The 22257-nt window shown below is 57.6% G+C and carries 20 protein-coding genes; 5 read left to right on the forward strand and 15 right to left on the reverse strand.

Translation table 11 applies throughout. The features are described 5' to 3' along the window. Positions 1-3: 3 nt before the first annotated feature. From AC24GY_RS20000 to AC24GY_RS20045, 10 genes are all read right to left on the reverse strand, one after another. Positions 4-990: a methyltransferase domain-containing protein gene (locus tag AC24GY_RS20000; protein WP_487686641.1), complete on the reverse strand. Its 987-nt coding sequence runs from the start codon at positions 988-990 to the stop codon at positions 4-6. A 19-nt stretch (positions 991-1009) separates the two neighbouring features. Beyond that, the gene (locus tag AC24GY_RS20005; RefSeq protein WP_422316447.1) at positions 1010-1690 is read right to left on the reverse strand and encodes an acetyltransferase; all 681 of its coding nucleotides are present in this window, start codon (positions 1688-1690) and stop codon (positions 1010-1012) included. Next, a complete protein-coding gene (locus AC24GY_RS20010; RefSeq protein ID WP_487686642.1) occupies positions 1687-3234 on the reverse strand; it encodes an AMP-binding protein in 1548 nt (515 codons plus the stop codon). The genes AC24GY_RS20005 and AC24GY_RS20010 overlap by 4 nt, the downstream gene beginning before the upstream one ends. A gap of 12 nt (positions 3235-3246) precedes the next feature. Continuing rightward, positions 3247-3999 carry an SDR family NAD(P)-dependent oxidoreductase gene (locus tag AC24GY_RS20015; protein ID WP_422316451.1) on the reverse strand — a complete coding sequence of 251 codons (753 nt, stop codon included), beginning with the start codon at positions 3997-3999 and terminating at the stop codon, positions 3247-3249. Beyond that, positions 3996-4223, reverse strand: coding sequence for an acyl carrier protein (locus tag AC24GY_RS20020; RefSeq protein WP_422316453.1), 228 nt, complete (start codon positions 4221-4223; stop codon positions 3996-3998). Before AC24GY_RS20020 ends, AC24GY_RS20015 begins: the two co-directional genes overlap by 4 nt. After that, positions 4220-4933 (reverse strand): WbqC family protein, encoded by a 714-nt coding sequence (locus tag AC24GY_RS20025; protein WP_487686643.1) that lies wholly within the window; start codon positions 4931-4933, stop codon positions 4220-4222. The genes AC24GY_RS20020 and AC24GY_RS20025 overlap by 4 nt, the downstream gene beginning before the upstream one ends. A 17-nt stretch (positions 4934-4950) precedes the next feature. Continuing rightward, positions 4951-5829, reverse strand: a complete 879-nt coding sequence (gene rfbA, locus AC24GY_RS20030) for a glucose-1-phosphate thymidylyltransferase RfbA (RefSeq protein ID WP_487686644.1) — start codon at positions 5827-5829, stop codon at positions 4951-4953. Between the two features lie 7 nt (positions 5830-5836). Continuing rightward, on the reverse strand, positions 5837-6916 hold the full coding sequence (gene rfbB / locus AC24GY_RS20035; protein ID WP_422316459.1) for a dTDP-glucose 4,6-dehydratase: 1080 nt from the start codon (positions 6914-6916) through the stop codon (positions 5837-5839). A gap of 66 nt (positions 6917-6982) precedes the next feature. Next, positions 6983-7930: an SDR family oxidoreductase gene (locus AC24GY_RS20040; protein WP_422316461.1), complete on the reverse strand. Its 948-nt coding sequence runs from the start codon at positions 7928-7930 to the stop codon at positions 6983-6985. Then, positions 7927-9222, reverse strand: a complete 1296-nt coding sequence (locus AC24GY_RS20045; protein WP_487686645.1) for a nucleotide sugar dehydrogenase — start codon at positions 9220-9222, stop codon at positions 7927-7929. Before AC24GY_RS20045 ends, AC24GY_RS20040 begins: the two co-directional genes overlap by 4 nt. A 157-nt stretch (positions 9223-9379) precedes the next feature. Here AC24GY_RS20045 and AC24GY_RS20050 point away from each other — a divergent pair, with 157 nt between their 5' ends. From AC24GY_RS20050 to polA, 5 genes are all read left to right on the forward strand, one after another. Further along, entirely contained in the window at positions 9380-9643 is a 264-nt protein-coding gene (locus AC24GY_RS20050; RefSeq protein WP_487686646.1) for a hypothetical protein, read from the forward strand. 263 nt (positions 9644-9906) lie between these two features. After that, on the forward strand, positions 9907-11037 hold the full coding sequence (locus AC24GY_RS20055) for a glycosyltransferase (RefSeq protein WP_487686647.1): 1131 nt from the start codon (positions 9907-9909) through the stop codon (positions 11035-11037). Positions 11038-11230: 193 nt separating this feature from the next. Further along, positions 11231-12991, forward strand: coding sequence for an ABC transporter ATP-binding protein (locus AC24GY_RS20060; protein WP_487686648.1), 1761 nt, complete (start codon positions 11231-11233; stop codon positions 12989-12991). Between the two features lie 207 nt (positions 12992-13198). Continuing rightward, a complete protein-coding gene (locus AC24GY_RS20065; RefSeq protein WP_487686649.1) occupies positions 13199-14893 on the forward strand; it encodes a cation:proton antiporter domain-containing protein in 1695 nt (564 codons plus the stop codon). A gap of 43 nt (positions 14894-14936) precedes the next feature. Further along, positions 14937-17750 (forward strand): DNA polymerase I, encoded by a 2814-nt coding sequence (gene polA / locus AC24GY_RS20070; protein WP_487686650.1) that lies wholly within the window; start codon positions 14937-14939, stop codon positions 17748-17750. 1 nt (position 17751) lies between these two features. On the opposite strand, the gene AC24GY_RS20075 is transcribed toward polA, so the two are convergent. The 5 genes from AC24GY_RS20075 to plsY are packed head-to-tail and all read right to left on the reverse strand — an operon-like array spanning position 17752 to position 22208. Then, a complete protein-coding gene (locus tag AC24GY_RS20075; protein WP_487686651.1) occupies positions 17752-18738 on the reverse strand; it encodes an ABC transporter permease in 987 nt (328 codons plus the stop codon). After that, the gene (locus AC24GY_RS20080; protein WP_487686652.1) at positions 18731-19651 is read right to left on the reverse strand and encodes an ABC transporter permease; all 921 of its coding nucleotides are present in this window, start codon (positions 19649-19651) and stop codon (positions 18731-18733) included. Before AC24GY_RS20080 ends, AC24GY_RS20075 begins: the two co-directional genes overlap by 8 nt. 43 nt (positions 19652-19694) lie before the next feature. Then, a complete protein-coding gene (locus tag AC24GY_RS20085; protein ID WP_487686653.1) occupies positions 19695-20552 on the reverse strand; it encodes a class I SAM-dependent methyltransferase in 858 nt (285 codons plus the stop codon). A 7-nt stretch (positions 20553-20559) separates the two neighbouring features. Further along, a complete protein-coding gene (locus tag AC24GY_RS20090) occupies positions 20560-21561 on the reverse strand; it encodes an NAD(P)H-dependent glycerol-3-phosphate dehydrogenase (RefSeq protein ID WP_487686654.1) in 1002 nt (333 codons plus the stop codon). Next, positions 21558-22208, reverse strand: a complete 651-nt coding sequence (plsY, locus tag AC24GY_RS20095) for a glycerol-3-phosphate 1-O-acyltransferase PlsY (RefSeq protein WP_422316483.1) — start codon at positions 22206-22208, stop codon at positions 21558-21560. The genes AC24GY_RS20090 and plsY overlap by 4 nt, the downstream gene beginning before the upstream one ends. Positions 22209-22257: the final 49 nt, after the last annotated feature.

Below are 22257 nucleotides of genomic sequence, written 5' to 3' on the forward strand. Positions count from 1 at the left end.
ACGTCATTCTTGGAGATCTCGCACTGCAGCCTCATGGACAACGGACTCAAGCCAGTCATGCATGCTGAGCCCTTTTTTCAGACGGGCCTTGTGTGCAAGATCTTTGGTCTCCACGCTGACTCCCTCCAGCTGGCCCAAATATCGTGAACGCAGGGTGCCACCACGGGGACCTGGAATAGGGTAGTCGAAATTTCCCGACGGCTCCCCTTCTGCAACACGGAAGTCGATCGTATAAAACACGCCGCCGATGATCCAGCGCACGCAGACCTCCCGTGCTTCAACTGGCAGATGCTCAAGAGGCAGCGGCGCCATGAATTGCGGATTGGTCGTGGTCAGGATTTTCGCAAACTCTGTTTTTCTCAGCCACACGGGGATGCTTTCGTCGCCGACAACCACCTTGCCGCCGGGACGACACACGCGAACCATTTCAGCGAGAGCTTTGGCGATGTCTGGGAACTCACCGAGGCCGCCGAAGCTAAAGACAGCATCAAAACTGTTATCTGCGTATGGCAGGCTGGTGGCGTCCGAAAGGGAGTAAGAAACGGGAACCTCGACGTCGGTGAGCTTGGCACGCGCTTTGGCCAGCATGCCTGCGGAGATGTCCTGAAGGCAGAGCAGCCCGCTGGCGTTGAGGCGGGAAGCGATGATCACCGAATCCCGGCCGCTGCCGGCAGCAATCTCGAGCACCTTGGAATCTGGCTTCAATTCAAGATTGTCCACAAGCCGGTTACGCACGACGCCTTCATCCTCGCCGTGGGTGTAAAAGGTCAGATGAAGATACTGGTCGTAGTTTTCAGACCGGTCATCGTAGAATGACTGCGCCTGACGTGCTTTGGCTGCCAGCCCTTCGTCCGGCACGAAATCGGGGATGCCGTCCAGGAAACCAAACTGCTCACCCGCCGTTGTGGATAGCGAATTCTTGGAGGCATCCAAGGTGAGAGGCAGCTTGGTGACCGGGCTGATGAAAAATTTGAGTTCGGAAGGATTCATAGGCAAAACGGAGCGTGTTTTAGAGATCGGAAAAGCGCGACATGCGCATGAACTGCTGGCTGCTCAGGCGGAATGGCTTGGTGCTTGCGCTCACGAAGACCTGATCATCTTCCGTGCCCTGAGTCACGAGGGCATTGGCGCCGATGAAGCAGCGCTGGCCGATTTTCACGCCGTGGCCGATGGTGCTGTTCACAGCAAGGAAGGTACCGGCACCCACAGTGACCACGCCTGAGACATTTGCGCAGGAAGTGAGCCAGACATTGTCTCCGATGGTGCTGTGGTGGCCGATCATCGCTCCGCTCCAGACGAAGACATTGCTGCCGAGCTTCACGCAGGGATGGATCATGACCTGGTTCATGATGAAGCAGTTGTCTCCATGCACCAAATCTTTCGGCACGCCGGACTGGGGGTGCACGTAGGAGGCCAGCGTGTAGCCGAGAGCGCGCGCCGCGGCACATTTGCCGGCACGCAGTTCGTTCATGTCCTGATAGCCCAAGGCAACAAGGACTTCGTATTGGTCGGGAGGATAAGTCGCGGCCAGTTCTTCAAACGGCACCACGGGCAGCCCCTGCCACTCCGAGCCCGGCATGTAGGCCCTGTCCACCGTGCAGGCGACCACGGTGCGGTCGCTATCATTGCGCAGGAAGTACAGGATGATCTCGGCGATTTTGCCGGTGCCAAAGAGAATGATCGGTTTCATGAAGGGGATGAAGCGAGGGCCAAGAGGGCGACGCGGTCAATCTTACCGTTGGCGTTCTTTGGCAAGGTGTCCAGCACAGTGATGCGGCGTGGAACCATGTAAGGGGGCACGATAGCCGCGACCTGCCGCACCAGCTCATCCGTAGGCAGCTGCTCAGGCATGGCGGCGTAGCCGAGGATCTGCCCCATGCCGTCTCCCAGGCGCTGATAGATGACCGCACATTCGCGGACTCCGGGCAGCGTGGACAAGGCAGCCTCGATCTCCTCCAGCTCGATGCGGTAGCCCATATGCTTGATCTGGAAATCGGCACGACCTTTGAAGTGGAACCATCCGCGCTCGTCCCGACGCACGAGATCCCCCGTGCGGTAGCCGATGTCCGCGTAATCTTGGTGACGCGGATTCTGCACAAAGGCGCGGACGGTGCGCTCGGGATCGCGGTAGTAGCCCAGGCCGACTTGGGGGCCGCGCAGGAAGAGCTCGCCGAAGTGTGGGTCCGACTCATCCAGCGGGAGGATTTCGTGGTCAAAGTTCTGCGCCAGCGGACCTAGAGTCGCGAGGTTTTGCATGTCCTCGAAATCTGCCGCCGTGATGGTGTGGGCGGAGCAAATGCAGGTGCACTCGGTCGGACCATACACGTTTTCAAGATCGCAGCGGTGCCCCAAAAGATCGTAAAGCTGCTTGAGCTTCGGCTTGGGGAAGCCTTCCCCGCCAAAGATGATCTTCCGGATGCTGGGAAAATCCGCCGCGCCCAGCGCACGTGTGGTCAGCAGGTACACCAGCAGGGAGGGCACTGAAAACCACACCGTGCAGTTCGCCGTGTTGATCAGTTTGACCAGCAGGCGGGCATCTCGAGCCTGCGCATTGGTGATGGGAGCCAGGGTGGCGCCGGAAAAGATGGCCGTGTAGAAGTCGAAGACCGAATTGTCGAAATAGATGGGATTGGCGTTCGTGAGCACGTCCTCATTCGTGATGCCAAAACGGTCCCTGCCCCACGCGATAAACAGCAGCAGATTGGCATGAGACATGACGGCCCCTTTCGGCATGCCGGTCGAGCCCGAGGTAAACATGATGTAGGCCGGAAACGCACCGCTGATCCCCCGCACATCCGGCAGGGTTTCCGCAGATGCCAGCCCCGAAGGGTGCTGCCGCAGATGCAGCACATCGGCATGGCCGGCGAGGTTCAGAGCCTCCGCATGCGGGAGCTGCTCGAACGCATTGATGATCAGGCGCGGCTCGCAACTGCCCAAGATTTTCCGCAGCCGCTCCCAAGGGCTGTCCGCATCCAGATTCGTATAGATGATGCCGAGCCGCAGGCAGGCCAGCATGGCAGCATAGGCGGCGGGGCTTTTGTCGTGGAAAAACGCCGCCACATCTCCCTGCCGCAATCCACGCGAATGCAGCACTCCGGCGATGGCCTCAGCGTTCGTCGCGAGCTCGGCATACGTCACCTTTTCACCGGTGGCAGGATAGCACAGGGCGATGCGCTCTGGCTGGTTGCGAATGACCTCGGCAAAGGCGATGGGGAGATTCGAAATGAAGGCCATTCGATTCAAGGGTTAAAGAACCAGTCCGCCGTCCACATCCAGGATCAGGCCATTGAGGTAGTCGTTTTCCAAAATGTGCCGAGCACTCAGGTAAATGTGCTCCACGCCGCCGAGCCTGCGCAGTGGGATCTGCTGCTGAAGGCGGGTGATGATGGCTTCGCTCAGGGCTGCGCGCGTCGAAGGAGTGTCCAGGAACCCGGGAGCGATGGCGGCAAAGCGGAAGCCGAGAGGTCCCAGCTCTTTGGCCCAGGTCTGGGTCAGGGCGTTGACGCCCGCCTTGGCTGCGGAATAAGCGGACTGGCCGGGGTTGCCATGGGCGGAGATGGAGCTGATGGAAACGACCGTTCCTTTGTGCCGGCGGGCCAGCCAGAGGTCCACAGTGCGGCTGGTGACGTAGAAAACAGAATCGAGATCCGCAGACATGACGCGACGCCAGGCGTCCCGCGAATGAACGCGATCACTACGAGAGAGCATATTCACGAGCGGCTCGCTGTGAATGATACCGGCGTTGTTGACGAGAAGGTCCGGGACCAGCCCTGCATCGAAGATGGCCCGCAGGGTGACGTCCACGGCATCCGCATCCGTGAGGTCACAGGCCCATGCCTGGATCTGGCCGCCGCTGGCCTCGCGCAGTTCGGCGCAGGATGCTTCATCACGATCAATCACGCCCACCCGGGCTCCGTCAGCCAGAAAACGTTCGGCCAGATGCCGGCCGATGCCGCGAGCACCGCCAGTGATTAAAACTGCACTTTCTTGGACGATCATACAGCGACGGCATGAGCTTGAAGCGCGCGACGAGCATCACCGACGCTCTTCATGTCGGCAATTTCATCACCTGTGAGCTGCACGGCGAAAATCTCCTCAATACGAGTGATGAGGAACATGTGAGACATGGAGTCCCAGCTGCTGATCTGTCGCAGCTCCAGCGTGTCTGCGACACTGCTCTCAGGGATGGCGAACACCTCGGCGAATATTTTTTCAAGAGTCATGATAAAGGAGAAGTCGGGCAGGCTGTTTCCACCTGGAAAGTGCATGCGGCCTGACGCAGCAACTCTTGGGAGTTGTACATCATCAAATCAAGGATAGAAAGTACCGGCCCGTCGTCCCCCACTGAGCCAAGCTGCAGATTTTTCAGCTCCGGTTTGAGGAACTGCAGTTCCACCCCAGCAGTGGTAAAAACGGGGGAGTCATACAGCTCACGGCCACCGGGTGGATTGACATAGGTGTCAACGCCTTCACGGAGGCAGATGTCCAGGATGCGATGCTGGCCCTTCAACTCCCCCTTGGGGTAAATGCTTGATGAGGGCACAAACTGCGTGGCCAGTCCCAACCATGCGGCAACTTCCTGCAAATTTTGGCTCAAAAACTGCGCCAGATTTCCGGAGGCGGCAGCCAAAAAACCCTGAAACAACGGGAAGACTTCAGCATAGCAGGGAGCCTTCGAATAGGTCGTCGAAATAGTGCGCTCCAAAGACCGCTTCCAGCCGTCATCGGGCTTGATGTCCAGCTCACATATCAGCCGGTTCTGGCTGGCTCCGATCAAAGGCAGGGTGAACCATGCGGGGCCTTGCGGTGTGCGCAGACGGTTGCGGTTGATCCAGCCACGATTGATATAATTGACGTCGTCCAAAAATACGAACCGGTCCGCAGCCGCCATCAGTTGGAAATAACCAATGTAAGGCAGAAAATAGGGCTGCATGACGGCGAGACGCATTTTTAGGCCGGTGAGTGGGTTAAGATGAGTCTGAGCAGATACTGCGAATAGGCGTTTCCACCCATCTCAGCGGCAGTAGCCTGCACGGTTTCCTTGTCGATCCAGCCAGCTTGAAAAGCGATCTCCTCCAGGCAGGCCACCAAGTATCCTTGGTGTTCTTGAATCGTCCGAATAAACTGAGCGGCCTCAAGCAGCGAATCAAAAGTGCCGGTGTCCAGCCAGGTGTGACCGCGTCCAAGCCGCTCCACATGCAACTGCCCGCGCGACAGGTATTCCTGGTTTACGGAAGTGATTTCAAGCTCGCCCCGTGCTGAAGGTTTGACCGTTTTAGCAATCGACACCACATCGTTGTCGTAAAAATACAATCCGGTGACAGCGAAGTTGGATTTGGGGCGGGTGGGTTTTTCTTCGATGGATCTGGCATCCCCATTCGAATCAAATTCCACCACGCCGAAACGTTCCGGGTCGTTCACTTGATAACCAAAAATGGTTGCTCCTTTCCGCCGTGCAGCCGCTGCGTGAAGTTTAGGTGAGAACCCCTGGCCATAGAAGAGATTATCTCCAAGCACGAGCGCTACACCGTCACTGCCAATGAAGTCTTCGCCGATGAGAAAGGCCTGCGCCAGACCTTCTGGGCGTGGCTGCTCTGCAAAGCTCAATTGAATGCCAAAACGTGAACCGTTGCCTAGCAGTCGCTTGTATAGGGGCAGGTCTTCCGGAGTTGAGATCACCAGAATTTCGCGAATTCCGGCGAGCATCAGCACGGAAAGAGGGTAGTAAATCATCGGCTTGTCATAAACCGGCAGCAATTGTTTGCTGACAGCCTGACTCACGGGGCGCAGTCGAGATCCGGAGCCACCGGCGAGGAGAATGCCTTTCATAGGTGATTTAGGAGGGCTTGTTGGCCATGTTTTTTTCGGCAGCACCGATTCGTTGCAATCCCTGATTCTTTTTCATCAAAATATCCTCCCACCAGGAACGATGTTTCAGATACCAGCGCACCGTTTCACGGAACCCATCCTCTCTCGACTCCAGGGGCTGCCAGCCAAGCTCCGAGCGAATTTTTGACGAATCGATGGCATATCTCAGATCATGGCCGGGCCGGTCAGTGACGAAGGTGATGAGGTTTTCACTGGGGGAAGGAGGCTCGATCAATTCGTCCACGAGCTGGCAAAGCTTTCTGACCAGCTCAAGATTGCTCCATTCGTTGTTTCCTCCCACATTGTAAGTCTCTCCAAGCCTTCCCTTTTCGAGGACCAGCCGCAGTGCTCTGCAGTGGTCTGACACAGCCAGCCAGTCGCGCACATTCTCGCCTTTACCGTAGACGGGGATCGGCTCGCGCCGCAGGCATTTGAGTATGACCACGGGGATGAGCTTTTCGGGAAACTGGTAGGGGCCGTAGTTGTTGGAGCAATTGGTCACCACGACAGGCAGACCATACGTGTCGTGCCAGGCCCTGACCAGATGATCCGATGCAGCTTTGCTGGCGCTGTAGGGCGAATGCGGCTTGTACGGGGTTGTTTCCGTGAAGCCGGGATCTTCGGGTTTGAGCGAGCCGAAAACCTCATCGGTCGAAACATGGAGAAACCGGAAGTCCGTGTGCTCATTGCCCTGCTTTGCCTGCCAGTGGCGCAGTGAAGACTGAAGCAGGTTGTACGTGCCCAACACATTCGTGTGAATGAATTCCTGCGGGCCGTCAATCGAACGGTCCACATGGCTTTCAGCCGCCAGATGCATGACCGCATTAATGCCAAAGTTCTTGAAGACCGCCTCCACGGCGTCAGCGTTGTTGATGTCCGCTTTGACAAAATGGTGCCTGGAATGATCGAGCACGCCCTCCAGCGAACTTAGATTTCCCGCGTAGGTCAGCTTGTCAAGATTAACGATCTCGTGATCTGTTTCCAGAATCAGCTGACGCACCAGATTGGCTCCAATAAAACCGGCACCTCCTGTAACTAAGATGGTCATTAATCTGGTTCTACTTTAATTGGATCTTCGGATTGGCTTTCTGTTTCTCCATCAGGTCGCGCTCCTTCACGCTTGGGCTGCCCTGTAGAAATCCAGGGTGCGGGCCAGACCTTCCTCCCACGAGACAGTCACATGGTAGCCCAATGCTTTCTGGGCGGCACTGATATCTGCCAGCGAATGCAGAACGTCTCCTGCACGTGCCGGTTCGAACGTTGGCTGAAGTTCCTGGCCAGTCAGCTGGTTGATGTCTTTCACGAGGCGGAGCAGGTCAATGGAGTGCCCGGCGGCCACATTGAAGACCCTGCCCGCGGCTTTCTCCGCAGGTGCCTCGGCGGCGAGGAGGTTCGCGGAGACGGCGTTGTCCACAAAGGTGAAATCACGTGCCTGGCTGCCATCACCAAAGATCACCGGCGGCTTGCCCTCCAGCATGAAAGTGCAGAACTTTGCAATCACACCGGAGTAAGGCGAATCAAAAGCCTGCCTCGGCCCAAAGATGTTGAAGTAGCGCAGCGCCACTGCTTCAAAGCCATAGAGCTGATAAAAGAGCTGGCAGTAGCGCTCGCCGCCGTACTTTTGCAGCGCGTATGGGGAAAGCGGCTGCACGGGCAGCCCTTCATGTTTTTCTGGGACGTCTGCGTTCCCGTAGATCGAGGACGAAGACGCAAACATCAAACGTTTCACGCCGGCATCCCTGGCAGCGAGCAGCACATTCAACGTGCCATCCAAGTTTTGCGCATTGCTCTCAAGCGGTTCAGCGACTGAACGCGGCACCGAGGGAAGCGCACCCTGATGAAACACCCAGTCAATACCAGGCATCAGTTTTGCCAGCAGGGATTGATCGCGAATATCGCCCTCAACGAGGTCGATCTTGTCCCCCGGTTTTTTCCAATCAAGATTGGCTGTATTGCCGAGAGAAAGATTGTCCAGCACAATGACTTCAGCACCTCTGCGACAGAGTGCCTCGGAAATGTGAGAACCAATAAAACCTGCACCACCTGTAACGAGAGCCTTCATGCTTTAAAATAATTGGGTTTGCCCTTCATCAGGGTACTGAGCGCATTGCGTGAATCCACCACCAGCCGCGCATATTCTGCGATGAGTGCTGCGTCCACCGCCTTGTGATTGGTAGCCACCAGCACGAGATCGTAATCTGCCAGAGTGCCTGCCGCCAGAGCGACGCTCTGCCGTCCGGCAAAATGAGTATGCTCACGTGAGGGGCGGATCACCGGCACATGTGGGTCGTGATAATCCACTTCCGCGCCCTGCTGTTCCAGCAGATCCCACAGCACATAGGCCGGGCTTTCACGATCATCATCGACGTTGGACTTGTAAGCGATGCCAATCATGAGGATGCGGCTGTCGCGGATGGTCAGGTGCAGCGAGGCCAGCGCCTCCCCCACACGCTGAATCACGTAGGCAGGCATGGCGGTGTTGACCTCGCCAGCGAGTTCGATGAAACGCGTCTCCTGGCCGTATTCACGTGCCTTCCATGTCAGGTAGAAAGGATCGATCGGAATGCAATGTCCGCCAAGCCCGGGGCCTGGATAAAACGGCATGAAGCCAAACGGTTTTGTCTTGGCCGCTTCGATCACATCCCAGATGTCGATACCCATCGCGGCATAGACGACCTTGAGTTCGTTCACCATGGCGATGTTCACAGCCCGGAAGATGTTTTCTGTCAGTTTCACCGCTTCCGCCACACGACAGGACTCCACCGGAACGAGTGTCTTGATCGCCCGGCCATAAACACTCAGTGCATGCTTTTGGCATTCAGGAGTGAAGCCGCCGACAATTTTTGGAATCACCGCAACATCGCTCTGAGGATTGCCAGGATCCTCACGTTCTGGCGAGAAGGCGAGGTGAAAATCCACCCCGGCTTTGAGGTTGGAACCCGCTTCCAGCACCGCACGCAGTTCGGTGTCCGTTGTCCCGGGGTAAGTGGTGGACTCCAGTACCACCAACTGGCCAGGCTGCAGATGGGGAGCGATGGAGCGACCGGTGTCGAGCACATAGGTGAGGTCTGGTTCACGATGTTTCGCCAGCGGAGTGGGTACGCAGATGATGATGGCCTCACATTCGGAGATACGAGAAAAATCCGTGGTGGCGGAAAAGCGCCCCGCATCCCGCTGAGCACGCACGGCTTCAGAGGAAATGTGGAGGATGTAGGTCTCTCCTGCGTCCAAGGCTTTGATTTTGGCGGGATCAATATCGAATCCCAGCACTGTACTGCCTGTCCGGGCAAACTGTAGGCTCAAAGGCAGGCCCACATAGCCCAAGCCGATGATACCGATGGTTGATGACGTCATGTAGAGATCAGAAATGTGAAAAACTGGATATGAAGGCAAGGCAGGGGGCTTGCGAGAACTTTTTTCCAAAAAGGAGGGCCCAACGAGTTCATGAAGAGCCATCCATGACATATGAAATGGATCGTTTCTCTAATGACAGTTTTCGCGATCTCATGAAATGAATAAAAAGCGTTGTCGATTTTTTGCGATGCTCAGCATTACACTCTATTGGCAATCAAATATTAAGTATAATATTTATTATACCAATGAGGGTGATATATTAATTCGTGGACATCTTTCACTAGGCAGCCGTCACAACAAACTATTCTTCAAGAGTTTAAAACCATGGCTTGCGACTCAGTCCCAACAGCGTCGTATTTTACACTCCGAAGCCTCCCTTGGTGGGGGAAGGTCTGGAACACCTGTGTCATGGCAGAATTGATCGGCTTCAAGCAATGCGGCTGCGCCAGTAAAAAGCAGACGATGCGGTGGCCTTCGCCGCACGCATCGCAGAAGCGACTGGCGGAAAAACCAGCACAGCCTCGACATCATGCTGGATTGTCTCAATGACATCCACGCGCCATATTGAAAGAGAAGCAGTGTAAAAGCACCCCGTCCCCCAGCAGGGGCGGTGTTTGCAAGGAATTTCGCGCCAAAAAAGGTGTTGGCTCCATGCTGCTTGAGGAATAGAGCAGCGTGGATTTCATGGCTGATTCAATTTCTCTCAAACGCGTCTGGCGCATTGCCCACTCCGAAGCCTCCCTTGGTTGGGGAGGACAGGAACACCGAATTCTTGCGGAAATAAACGGATTCCGCCGTCGCGGCAGCGAGGTCTGGCTGATCGCACCCATGAACAGCCAGATTTATCAACGCGCCAGCCAGGCTGGGGTGCAGGTCCTGGCCCAGCGTTTCAATCAGCGCTGCCTGCTGCCGTTTCACGTCCTCCGACTTGCGTGGTGGCTGCATCGCCAGCGCATCGAAATCGTGAATCCGCACAGTTCACGGGATGGCTGGATGCTGACCCTCGCGGCACGCATCGCACGAGTGCCGCTGATCATCCGCAGCCGCCATTTTGACGTCCCCATTCCGAACAAATCGCTCAGCCGCCTGATGTATAAAGAGTGGAGTCATCACATCATTACGACCAGCCCTAAAATCACCAGTTCGCTGATTTCCACCTTTGGTCTGGACGCGGGAGAAATCACCACCCTGCCTACGGGGGTCGACCTCGAACGCTTCAAGCCGGAGGGGCCAAAAGCAGATTTTTCCACTTACCTGCCGTCCCCGCAGACACCGCTCATTGGCATGATCACGGTGATTCGCGCCGCCAAGGGTATTCAGGTCCTGGCAGAGGCCACACATCTGCTCAAAACTCAATACGGGATTCATGTGCACTGCATCATCGCCGGAGAGGGGCCGGCGCTTGAATACGTGAAATCCGTGGTTGAACAATTCTCGGTGGGGAATCAATTCACGTTTTTAGGCCATCGGGAAGACGTCCCCGAAATCATGCGGGCACTCGACATCATTGCCATTCCCTCATTCCACGAAGCCATCCCCCAGTCAGGGTTGCAAGCCCTGGCCATTGGAGTCCCAGTCGTAGCCAGTGACGTCGGTGGCATTCCCAGCATTATCAAGCAGGGTGAAACGGGCCGGCTCGTACCACCTCATGACGCCGCCGCGCTTGCATCCGCCATTCGTGAAACACTGGAGGAAAAACCCCGAACCCAGGCCATGTGTCGTGCCGGACAGGAGTTTATCGTGAATCATCACAGTCTTGATACGATGCTGTACCGTCTGGATGCCATCTATCGGCAGCATCTCGGTGAGCGTTGAGCCTTGTGCTGGTGCCATTTCACCGGCTAGTGTATAACAAAGACACCGGCATTTCCCACTCCCTGATACATTATCGTTCATGCACCTTACGGAAGACCTACAGTTCGCAGCCTTGGTAAAAAAGACGCTCACATCCATTTGGAAGTATGTCCTTCCTTATCGCGGTCGTTTCGCATTGAGTGTCCTGCTTGGAATGCTCAGCGCTGTCTTCAACGGATTCATGCTGATTGGTTTCCAGCTGATCTTCTCACTGGTTTTGAAAGGCAAGACACGCACCCTGGGAGAGGGGACCGAACTGCCTTTGATTGGTGAAATCAATCTGGCAAAGATGTTCGGACTCGACGCTGACACCCCGATTGGTCTGACGGGCGTCATGATCGCCTGCTCTTTCATACCAGTTCTGATCTTTTTGCGCGGCTTTTTTGGTTATCTTTCCAGCTACATGCAGGCGTGGGTGACAAGCAGGGTGGCCTTTCAGCTTCGCAATGATGCCTTTCATTGCGTGATGAGGCAGTCACCCGTCTTTTTCAATTCCGCGAAAACTGGCGAACTGATGCAGACGGTGACCAACCAAACCGCCACGGTCCAGCGCAATGCCATGCAGCTGATTCAGATTCTTGCGCAGCGTCCCTTGACCATCATCTCCATTCTTGTTGTCCTCTTTGCTCAGGATTGGTTTTTCACCCTGATGTCACTCGTCGTCTTCCCGGCCTGCCTCCTGCCTATCATTCGCATCGGCAAGCGGGTGCGAAAATCAGGTGCGCGTGAGGAATATGACTCCAGAGAGCTGATGGTGGCCATGCAGGAATCGTTTTCGGGCATCCGGCTGGTCAAAGCCTACGCCGGCGAAAAACATGCCGAACAGCGCTTCGAACGCACCAACGCCAGCATGACCCGCAACATGGTGCGCTGGGCCAAAGCTGTCGAATTTGTCGGTCCCTGCGTGGAAACTATTGCCTCTTTGGGCATCGCCGCAGGCCTGGTCTATGCTTGGGATCGCGGGCTTGAAGCGGAGAACTTCTTCCTGCTCGTCATGGCGCTCACGCAGATCTATCCGCCCGTGAAGGAACTGAGCCGTGTGCAGATGATGCTGCAAAAAACCACCGTGGCTGCAGGCATGGTGTTTGAACTGCTTGAACGAACCCCTGACATTGTAGACGCAGCAGATGCGAAAGACATCGGACGTTCGCGTGGTGAAATCGAGTTCCAAAACACCGCTCTTTACTATCGTGAAACCAATGGTGAGAAAAAGGAGGCCCCGGCCGTAACCAACATCAACCTCAAACTCGATCCCGGCAAATTTTACGCCCTTGTCGGTCGCAGCGGCGCCGGCAAAAGCTCGCTATTCTCTCTTCTGCTGCGCTTTTACGATCCGGACGAGGGTTCTGTCATGCTGGATGGACACGACATCCGCTCATTGACGCAAAATTCTCTGCGCTCCAACATTGGCATCGTCAATCAGGACACCTTTTTGTTTCACGACACCATCCGTGAAAACATCCGTTATGGTCGTCTTGATGCCGGCGAGTCAGAAATCATCGCGGCTGCGAAAAAAGCTCATGCACATGAATTCATCGAGCAGATCAGCAATGGCTACGATGCCATCGTCGGCGAAGGCGGGTGCAATCTCTCCGGCGGCCAGAAGCAGCGCATTTCCATCGCCCGCGCGATTTTGCGCGATGCACCGGTCCTGCTGCTCGATGAAGCCACCTCCGCTCTCGACACCGAGAGCGAAAAAATCATTCAGGACGCCATTCACACTCTGTCTGCTGGTAAAACGGTCGTCGCCATCGCGCATCGGCTTTCGACCATTCTCGAAGCAGATCAGATCATCGTCATGGACCAGGGCCGAATCCTAGATCGCGGCACGCATGCCGAACTGCTGGGCCGCAATCCGGTGTATCAGAATCTGTATAAACTACAGTTCAGTTCTGATGAACGGCGGGAAACCTGAATGTTCATATCATCCACCAAGGCGGCTCCGGCATAACATCGCAAGGAGTATGAAGGAGCCAGCCGAGGAGCGGCATGCCATGAGTGGTCCGATGTTTTTATGCGCCTGGCAAGCAATCTCTTTACCGCAGCGCATTCATACGTTTGAGGCGAATGCCTGCATCAGAACTTGATCTGCCGCGCCTGAACTGCGAAGGAGATTTCTTGCATGATCCAAGGATTTACCATCGCATCTGCCTCCATCCCGCCGCTGTTTGCGCTGCTGGCCCTGATGCTTGCTGGAGTGGTCATGGTTTCACTGCTGCTGCTGCGTTTGCGGCAGTCGATGCTGGCGGGGTATTTCATCTGCGGCGTGCTGATCGCCAATTCCGGCGTGCTGGCGCTGCTCGGCGGTGGTGAGTCACACGAGCAGGTATCCCAGATGGCTGAGTTTGGCGTGGTGCTGCTCATGTTCACGCTGGGGCTGGAGTTCTCGCTAGGCGAACTGCGCTTTCTGCGCCGGCTCGCGTTTGCGGGCGGCGGCTGGCAGATGGGGCTTTGCATGGCGGTGGCTGCTGCTGCTTCGGCAGGGTTGGTTTCCACGTCGTGGCAGGGAGCCGTGCTTGTCTCCGTCGCGCTTGCCATGAGCTCCACAGCGGTCAGCTTGAAGAGCTTTCAAGATCTCGGTCTCGAAGCCAGCCCTGGTGCGCGCATGGCGCTGGCCGTGGCGATTTTTCAGGACCTCTTCATCATCGTCTTTTTCTTGTTCCTGCCTCTGCTCCTGCCTCATGAAGGTGTTGCCACGGCGCTGATGCCACGCCTTGGCTCGCTGGCCTTGCGAGGTGGTGCCTTTGTGATTCTGGCGGGCGTGGCCGCAAGATGGGTCATCCCTTGGCTGCTGAACGCTGTAACGCGCACGCGCAGCCGTGAACTCTTCACACTCTCGGTCATCGGCAGTTGTGTCGGCCTGGCCTTTGTCGGTGGTTTGCTGGGGCTGGGGCTGGCACTGGGCGCGTTTGTCGCAGGACTGGCTGTCAGCGAGTCCATCTTCAAGCACCGCATTCTGGCGGATGTGATGCCGCTGAAGGATCTCTTCCTCACGCTTTTCTTTGTGTCCGTCGGACTCATGATCGACGTAAAGGCTGCCATGGTTTTGTGGATGCCGATTTGCATGCTTACAGCGGCACTGATGCTCGCCAAAGCAGGCCTCATCACCATCATCGCCCGTCGTCTGGGCCTGGCTCACAAGCAGGCGCTGATGGCAGGCATCGGCCTTTGCAGTGCGGGGGAATTTTCACTCGTGCTGCTGCAGAACGCCAGCAGCGCCCATCTTTGGAGCAATGACATCCAGCAGACGCTCCTGGCCGCGAGCGCGCTTTCCATGGGCCTCCTTCCTGCCCTGCTGAAGTTTGGCATACCGCTCGGCGAATGGCTGGTGAAACGCGGCTGGGGCAGGGGCAAGCCCGTCAAAGCTGATGCCGGCAACCTGCGCCAGCGCATCAGCGGCCTGACCGACCACGCCATCATCTGCGGACATGGCCCTGTGGGCGAAAAGCTCAACAGGGCGCTGCTCGACTCAGGCGTGCGCACACTCGTGGTGGAGCTTAATGCCGAAACTGTGCAAAAACTCAAGCGCCAGGGCCAGGCCGTGCTGTTTGCGGATGCCAGCCACGAGGAAACCTGGGAGCTTACCCAATTGAAGCATGCACGCATGGTGGCACTGACCTTCCCTGATGCCACGGTCAATGCCCAGGCTCTGGCCATGATCCGTGAGCATCGCCCGGACATCTCGGTACTGGCCCGTGCACGCTTCAGCTCCGATGTCGAGCGTCTGAAGCGTCTGGGTGCCACGCAGGTCGTCAACGACGAAACCGAGGCCAGCCGGGCCATGGAAGATGCGGCGATCACTTTGCAGGGAGCCTGAGCATCATTTGCGCAGGCCCTCATGCCGCCTAGTCTGAGGGCAAATGTCCCAACGCCTCTTCCTCCTCGACGGCATGGCGCTGCTTTACCGCGCGCACTTCGCCTTCATCAAAGCACCCATCCGTACCAGTGACGGCCTGAACACGTCAGCGCTCTACGGCTTTGCCAACACGCTGCTCGACATCCTCAAGAACCAGCAGCCTACGCATCTCGCCGTGGCATTGGACACTTCCGCGCCGACGCCACGCCATGAGATGTTCCCGGCTTACAAGGCGCAGCGCGAAGAGATGCCGGAGGACATCAGCATGGCCATCCCGCAAATCAAACGCCTGATGGAGGCCATGAACGTGCCCATCCTCGTGCGTGATGGCTACGAGGCTGACGACATCATCGGCATCATGGCCAAGCGTGCTGAGAAGGAGGGCATCGAGACCTTCATGGTCACACCGGACAAGGACTTCGGCCAGCTCGTCTCGGAGCACGTCAAAATCTACAAGCCGGGCCGCTCCGGGGCTGATGTGGAAATCCTTGGTGTGAAGGAGGTCTGTGAACGCTGGGGCATCGAACGCCCAGAGCAGGTCATCGACATTCTCGCGCTCATGGGCGACGCCGTGGACAACATCCCAGGCGTGAAAGGCTTTGGTGAAAAAACTGCCACAACACTCATCCAGCAGTTCGGCAGCGTCGAAAACCTGCTCGCCAACATCGATCAGCTCAAGGGCAAGCAGAAGGAAAAACTCGAAGCCAGCAAGGAGGACGCGCTGCTCTCCAAGAAGCTGGCCACCATTTTTGTGGACGTGCCTTATGAAGCTCAAGTGGCTGATCTTGTGATCAAGCCTCACAACGACGAGGCGCTGAAAGCCTTCTTCACAGAGTTCGAATTCAACGCCCTGGGCCGCCGTCTTTACGGTGAGGAATTCAAAGCCGGTCGCGGTCGGAAAATGGAACAGGCTGCCAGCCAGTCGACTGAAGCATCGTCCTCCCCGGAGGATCTCTTTGCACCTCCTGCTCTTCCTGCTCCCGCCAAGCTCAGCACCATTGAAGACACTCCGCACGTTTATCATCTCGTGGAGACAGCTGAGGAGCGGCAGAAAATCATCGCACAGCTCGCTGAGCTAAAATCTTTTTGCTTCGATCTCGAAACCACCGGGCTCGATCCACGCGATACGCAGATCGTTGGCATCGCCTTTTCTTGGCAGATGCATGAAGGCTGGTTCGTGCTTTTCCCGCGCGAGAAGGCGGCCGCGAAGGCCGTGCTGGAGGAATTCCGCACCTTGCTCACGCAAGAAGGTGTCGAGAAGATCGGCCACAATCTCAAATTCGACCTCAGCGTGCTGCTTGCGCATGGCGTTGAAGTTCGCGGACCGTTTTTCGATTCCATGCTGGCGCATTCACTGATCGATCCGGATCAGCGCCACGGCATGGATTACCTTGCGGAGTCGTATCTGCACTACACGCCGGTGCCGATCACCGCGCTCATCGGCACGGAAAAGAACGATCTTTTCAGCCAGGCCACCATGGCCGATGTCGCGGCAGAAGATGCCCGCAAGGTGGCCGACTATGCTGCTGAGGATGCGGATGTGACGTGGCAGCTTGCCGCGAAGATGCGCACGGAATTGAAGGAGCAGCAGTATGTGTTCGACAAGGTGGAGTGCCCGCTGCTGCCCGTGCTCACCAAGATGGAAAACTACGGTGTGAAGATCGACGTTCAGGCGCTGCGTGAATACGGCGTCGAACTCGACAGGAAAGCCGCCGAGCTGCAAAAACGCATTCAGGAAAACGCAGGCGGGCCTTTCAACCTCAACAGTCCCAAACAGCTCGGTGAAGTGTTGTTTGATCGCCTCAAGCTCATTGAGAAGCCGAAGAAAACCGCCACAGGCCAATATCAGACGAACGAGCAGGTGCTGCAGTCTCTCATGGGCCTGCACCCCATCATTCAGGACATCCTCGACTACCGTGAGGTGACCAAGCTGAACAACACCTATGTCGAAGCACTGCCGCATGCCGTTTCACGCGTGACCGGCCGCATTCACACGACGTTTCATCAGTTGATGGCCGCCACCGGCCGCATGGCATCGAGCAATCCGAACCTGCAAAACATCCCGATTCGGAGCGACCTCGGGCGCGAAATTCGAAAGGCCTTCGTCCCTGGAGAGGAAGGCTGGGTGCTGATGAGTGCCGACTACTCGCAGATCGAACTCCGCGTCATGGCGGCACTCAGCGGTGACAAGGCCATGATCGAAGCCTTTGCCAATGGGCTCGACATTCATCAAGCCACCGCCGCCCGCGTTTATGGCGTCGAACTCGACGGCGTGCTGCCCGAGATGCGTCGCACCGCCAAGATGGTCAACTTCGGCATCATCTACGGCATTTCAGCCTTCGGACTGAGTCAGCGTCTGGGCATTCCGCGCGGCGAGGCGGCCACCATCATCGAAAACTACTTCAAGCAGTTCCCTGGCGTGAAGCGTTTCATGGAGCAAATCATCGTCGAGGCCAAAGAATGCGGATATGTCAAAACCCTCACCGGCCGCCGTCGCACCATCCGCGACATCACCAGCGGCAACGCCACGGTGCGCGGTGCGGCAGAGCGTGTTGCCATGAATACTCCCATCCAGGGCACTGCAGCAGACATGATCAAGCTCGCGATGATCAACGTCGATGCCGCACTAACCAAAGCTGGTTTGCAAACCCGCATGCTGCTGCAGGTTCACGATGAATTGCTGTTTGAAATGCCCGAGAGCGAAGTCGAGCAGGCGCGGACGATTATTCTTGATGCGATGAAGAATGCGCTGCTCCTCGAGGGTGTGCCTGTGGAGGTTGAGGCAGGAACGGGGCTAAACTGGCTGCAGGCGCATTGAACTAATCCCCGCTCTTTGGATCAAACGCATCACGCAAGCCATCGCCAAGGAAGTTGAGGGCGAGGAGGCTGGCGGACATGAGGAGGGCGGGAAAAACGAGGAGCCACCATTTGCTTTCGAGCGGGTTGATGACCTGCGCGCCGTCCTTGAGCAAGGAGCCCCAGCTGGCGGCAGGGTCTTCGATGCCGAGGCCGAGGAAGCTGAGGAAGGATTCGTCGAGGATGACGGCGGGAATGGTGAGGGTGAGGTAGGTGAGGATGATGGTGCTGAGGTTCGGCAGCAGATGCCGGCGCAGCACGCCCACGGGGCTCTGGCCCATGGCGCGCGAGGCGGTGACAAAGGTCATCTCCCGCAGCACGAGCACCTGACCGCGAACGATGCGCGCCATGGTGAGCCATTCGACAAGACCAAGCGATACGATCATCACCAGCACCTTGGAGTAGGCCTTTACCTCGCTGATGTTGGCAGCCAGATCCGTCCAATTGCGCGCCTGCGCGGCGAGACGCCAGCCGTCGATCCATTCCTTCACATAGTCATCGAGTGCGGCGATGAGGATCATGATGAAGAGGATACGCGGTACGGACTGGAGGACCTCGACCGTGCGCATCATCACGCCATCGATCCGACCACCTGCGTAGCCGCTGATCATGCCATAGAGCGTGCCGATGCAGAGACTGATCAGTGCGCCGACCAATCCCACGCCCAGTGACACGCGGGCACCGGAGAGCAGGCGGTAGAGCATGTCCTGTCCGTTCACATCCGTGCCGAGAACATGGGTGGCATGGGTTTCTGCGGCATGCTGCATGGGGGGCACAAACGAGGCGCTGCTGGTGGATTTCAGTTCATCCGGCAGCAGCAGCGGCACGACGATGGCGATGAGCGACAGGCCCACGAGAAAACCGAGCGCAATGAGCGCCGCGCGGTTGCGCTTCAATACCTGCCAGCCGTCTGGCCGTGCGATGGATGCTGGAGCGGCGGCTTCAGGCATAGAGTTTGATGCGTTTGTCCAGCAGGGTGTAGATCACGTCCACGAACAGGTTGAAGAGAACAAGCAGCACGCAGTAAACGATGACGGCACCGCCAAGCAGGAAAACATCGCGGTTCTGGATCGAGTTTACGAAGATCATGCCGGCACCGGAGATGTTGAAGACGCTTTCGACAATCATCGAGCCGGTGAGCAGATGCGCCGCGAGCGGGCCGAGGAAGGTGATGACGGGCAGGATGGCCACTTTGATGGCATGCCGGGCCACGGCCTGTGTTTCGGTCAGGCCCTTGGCACGTGCGGTACGCAAGAAATCGCTTTTCAGCACATCCAGCAGGCTGTTGCGCATCAAGCGTGCGACGTAGGCGATGTAGGGAGCGGCAAGGCAAACCGCAGGAAGGATCATCTGCGACACCGTGCCCCAACCGCCGACTGGGAGCCAGCCGAGCCACAGCGCGAAGACCGCAATCAGGAATGGCCCGCTGATGAAGGAAGGAATGGAAATGGAGAGCAGTGCGCCGAACATGGCCGAGCGGTCGATCCAAGTGTCTTTCTTCATTGCGGCCAGGCTGCCAAGGAACACCCCGGCACAACTCGCGATCAGGAAGGAAAGGGTTCCCAACGCGAATGAATTCGGCATCTTTTGCCGCAGCAATTCTGAGACACGCCAGTCGCGATAGCGGGTGGAGAGGCCGAGGTCAAAACGTACGAGAGAACCGACATAGGCGGTGTATTGGTCCCAAACGGTGCCGTTGAGCTTGTAACGCGTGAGGAGTGCTTCCTTGATGTGTGGCGGAGGTTCCTTCTCCTTGTCAAAGGGGCCGCCTTTCGTGATCCGTGCGAGCACGAACGTGATCGAGATCACGCAGAAGATCACGATCACGCTGCTGAAGGCGCGGCGGAGGAGGAACGGAAACATCGCGGAAATGTCGAACGACGAAGGCGGAATGTCGAATGCTCAATCACGCCAGCCACCATGCAAAGCTGCCGCTGGGCACGGGCAAAACACCGGCCGCGCCGCGAAGCTGCATTTCGCCATGCTCCACTTTGCCACTCTTGCGGCCAAACTGCTGCTGGAGGAGGTGATGCAGAGAAATGGGCGTGAGTTCCGGCGTGTGGCAGGAAAGCAGCACGCCGAGAGGTTCAGGAGACATGAGTTTGCCGAGCAGTGAGAGCAGAGGAGGCAGGTCGTTTTCGATTTTGAAGACCTCCCCCTTGGCTCCACGGCCGTAGCTCGGCGGATCGAGGATGAGCAGGTCGTACTGCCGGTCACGCCGGAGTTCGCGTTCCAGAAATTTGGTCACGTCATCCACGATCCAGCGGATCGGTTTTTCTTCGAGTCCATTGATGGCGGCATTTTTGCGTGCCCAGTCAACCATGCCCTTGGAGGCGTCCACGTGGCACACCTCCGCTCCAGCATGAGCTGCTGCAAGCGTGCTGCCACCGGAGTAGGCGAAGAGATTGAGCACCCGTGCCGGGCGGTTGTAGTGCTTGGCATATTCCGTGCAGACTTCGCGGATGCGCCGCCATTGGTCACGCTGCTCAGGAAAGATGCCGAGGTGGCCGAAATCGGTGGAGCTGAGCTGGAACTTGGTGCCATCGACCTCAATGGCCCATGTCTCGGGGAGCTTGTCGCGACCGCGCCATTGATTGCCGCCGTCGCGGAAGAAAGTGGCGGTCACTTTCTGCCAGTCGGCCTTGGGCAGGGTCTGCTGCCAGACCGCCTGCGCGCAGGGCCGTGAGAGCACGACGCTGCCGAAGCGCTCCAGCTTCTGAAATGAGCCGCTGTCGAGAAGTTCGTAACCGTTTGAATCAGACATGGGAAATTTAGTCGGCCTCGGGCCGTGGGTCGCGTGAAAGCAGGGCCTTCATTCCCTCCTTGGGGGATTTGCCCTGATGAAGGACGGCGTTGATCTCGTCGAGCAACGGCATGCGCACCCCCCGAGTCTGGGCTGCACGGTGCATGCTGGCGGTGTTTGGCACACCTTCGGCGACCATGCGCGTGCTGGCGATGATTTCATCCAGAGGGCGGCCCTGACCGAGCATGACACCGACGCGGTGATTGCGGCTGTGCGTTGAGTAGCAGGTGCCCACGAGATCTCCCACGCCACTGAGGCCATAAAAAGTCTCCACCTTGCCGCCTTCGGCAACACCGAGGCGCACCATCTCAGCCAGCGCACGCGTGACAAGCGCGGCTAGGGTGTTGTCTCCGAGTTTCAAGCCATGGGCAATGCCCGAGGCGATGGCATAGGGGTTCTTCATCGCACCGGCCCACTCGGCGCCGATGATGTCGTCGGTGGTGTAGGTGCGGAAGAACGGCAGCGTGAAGCAGGCCTGCACCGCCTTGGCAATTTCATCATCTGCGCAGGCCACGACGGCAGCGGTGGCAAGCTGACGCGCCACCTCTTCAGCGTGATTCGGACCGGTCAGCACCGCCAGCGGAACACCGGGGATGGATTCACCGATCAACTGGCTCATGCGGTGGCCGGTTTCGAGTTCGATGCCTTTGGAACAGGACACCAGCACCCGCGCCTTGGAGGACGCCTGGCTTTGTGCGACGAGTTCCGCCGTGCCACGCATGGCCTTGGAAGGAATCACGAAGACGAGCATGTCCGCAGGTTGCAGAGCATCCAGATTAGAGGTGACGGTGATCTGGGAAGGGAGTTCCAGATCAGGCAGGTAACGGACATTGCGGCGGGTGTCGCGAATCTGCGCCATGAGTTCGGCATCGCGCCCCCAGAACTGAACGCTCAGCCCGCGCCAGGACAACACTGCAGCAAGTGCGGTGCCCCAGCTGCCGGCACCGATGACTGTGGCGGACTGAATCATGGCTGCGGCTTCTTTTTGGTGAAGGCCTTGCTCTCCGTGCCTGCGATCAGGCGCTGAATGTTGGAGCGATGCCGGATGAACACCAGAATCATCACCACGATACCAAAGCCCAGAGTCACAAAATCCCAGCGGCCCTCACGCCACATCTGCACGGCCATGGCGGTGGGTACTCCGATGGCCGCTGCCAGCGAGCCGAGCGAAACATAACGGAAAGCGAAGAGAAAGGAGAGAAAACCAATCCAGCCGCCAAGCATTCCCGCCCGTGAAATGCCGAGCAGCACGCCGCCGGTGGTGGCGATGCCCTTGCCGCCTTTGAAGCCGAGCCAGAAGGTGAACATGTGGCCGATTACGGCGGCAAAACCAGTCAGCACCTTGCCGGCCGAGACCATTTCAACCGCAGTGCCCGTCTGCGCGATCCAGCCAGCAGCCAGCCACACAGGCAACCAGCCTTTGACCATATCGAGGATGAAGACAGGGATACCAATCCCCTTCCCCAGCACGCGGATGGCATTGGTGGCGCCGATATTGCCGCTGCCGTGCTGGCGGATGTCGATGCCTTTCAAGCGCCCTGCAAGATAGCCAAAGGGCACTGAGCCGCAAAGATAGCCGCAGGCGATGCTGAGGAGTGTGGCGGTGGTTGTGGTCATGGCTTGATCAGGCTCCTAGTAGCCGAATTCAGCCTGCTCTGGCAAGCAT

This window comes from Prosthecobacter sp. Pr1 (assembly GCF_057652315.1).

What these genes read in the sequence shown, in the direction of transcription:
- AC24GY_RS20000 (WP_487686641.1), bottom strand. Translation starts at nt 990, where the DNA reads ATGAATCCTTCCGAACTCAAATTTTTCATCAGCCCGGTCACCAAGCTG.
- AC24GY_RS20005 (WP_422316447.1), bottom strand. Translation starts at nt 1,690, where the DNA reads ATGAAACCGATCATTCTCTTTGGCACCGGCAAAATCGCCGAGATCATC.
- AC24GY_RS20010 (WP_487686642.1), bottom strand. Translation starts at nt 3,234, where the DNA reads ATGGCCTTCATTTCGAATCTCCCCATCGCCTTTGCCGAGGTCATTCGC.
- AC24GY_RS20015 (WP_422316451.1), bottom strand. Translation starts at nt 3,999, where the DNA reads ATGATCGTCCAAGAAAGTGCAGTTTTAATCACTGGCGGTGCTCGCGGC.
- AC24GY_RS20020 (WP_422316453.1), bottom strand. Translation starts at nt 4,223, where the DNA reads ATGACTCTTGAAAAAATATTCGCCGAGGTGTTCGCCATCCCTGAGAGC.
- AC24GY_RS20025 (WP_487686643.1), bottom strand. Translation starts at nt 4,933, where the DNA reads ATGCAGCCCTATTTTCTGCCTTACATTGGTTATTTCCAACTGATGGCG.
- rfbA (WP_487686644.1), bottom strand. Translation starts at nt 5,829, where the DNA reads ATGAAAGGCATTCTCCTCGCCGGTGGCTCCGGATCTCGACTGCGCCCC.
- rfbB (WP_422316459.1), bottom strand. Translation starts at nt 6,916, where the DNA reads ATGACCATCTTAGTTACAGGAGGTGCCGGTTTTATTGGAGCCAATCTG.
- AC24GY_RS20040 (WP_422316461.1), bottom strand. Translation starts at nt 7,930, where the DNA reads ATGAAGGCTCTCGTTACAGGTGGTGCAGGTTTTATTGGTTCTCACATT.
- AC24GY_RS20045 (WP_487686645.1), bottom strand. Translation starts at nt 9,222, where the DNA reads ATGACGTCATCAACCATCGGTATCATCGGCTTGGGCTATGTGGGCCTG.
- AC24GY_RS20050 (WP_487686646.1), top strand. Translation starts at nt 9,380, where the DNA reads ATGAATAAAAAGCGTTGTCGATTTTTTGCGATGCTCAGCATTACACTC.
- AC24GY_RS20055 (WP_487686647.1), top strand. Translation starts at nt 9,907, where the DNA reads ATGGCTGATTCAATTTCTCTCAAACGCGTCTGGCGCATTGCCCACTCC.
- AC24GY_RS20060 (WP_487686648.1), top strand. Translation starts at nt 11,231, where the DNA reads ATGCTCAGCGCTGTCTTCAACGGATTCATGCTGATTGGTTTCCAGCTG.
- AC24GY_RS20065 (WP_487686649.1), top strand. Translation starts at nt 13,199, where the DNA reads ATGATCCAAGGATTTACCATCGCATCTGCCTCCATCCCGCCGCTGTTT.
- polA (WP_487686650.1), top strand. Translation starts at nt 14,937, where the DNA reads ATGTCCCAACGCCTCTTCCTCCTCGACGGCATGGCGCTGCTTTACCGC.
- AC24GY_RS20075 (WP_487686651.1), bottom strand. Translation starts at nt 18,738, where the DNA reads ATGCCTGAAGCCGCCGCTCCAGCATCCATCGCACGGCCAGACGGCTGG.
- AC24GY_RS20080 (WP_487686652.1), bottom strand. Translation starts at nt 19,651, where the DNA reads ATGTTTCCGTTCCTCCTCCGCCGCGCCTTCAGCAGCGTGATCGTGATC.
- AC24GY_RS20085 (WP_487686653.1), bottom strand. Translation starts at nt 20,552, where the DNA reads ATGTCTGATTCAAACGGTTACGAACTTCTCGACAGCGGCTCATTTCAG.
- AC24GY_RS20090 (WP_487686654.1), bottom strand. Translation starts at nt 21,561, where the DNA reads ATGATTCAGTCCGCCACAGTCATCGGTGCCGGCAGCTGGGGCACCGCA.
- plsY (WP_422316483.1), bottom strand. Translation starts at nt 22,208, where the DNA reads ATGACCACAACCACCGCCACACTCCTCAGCATCGCCTGCGGCTATCTT.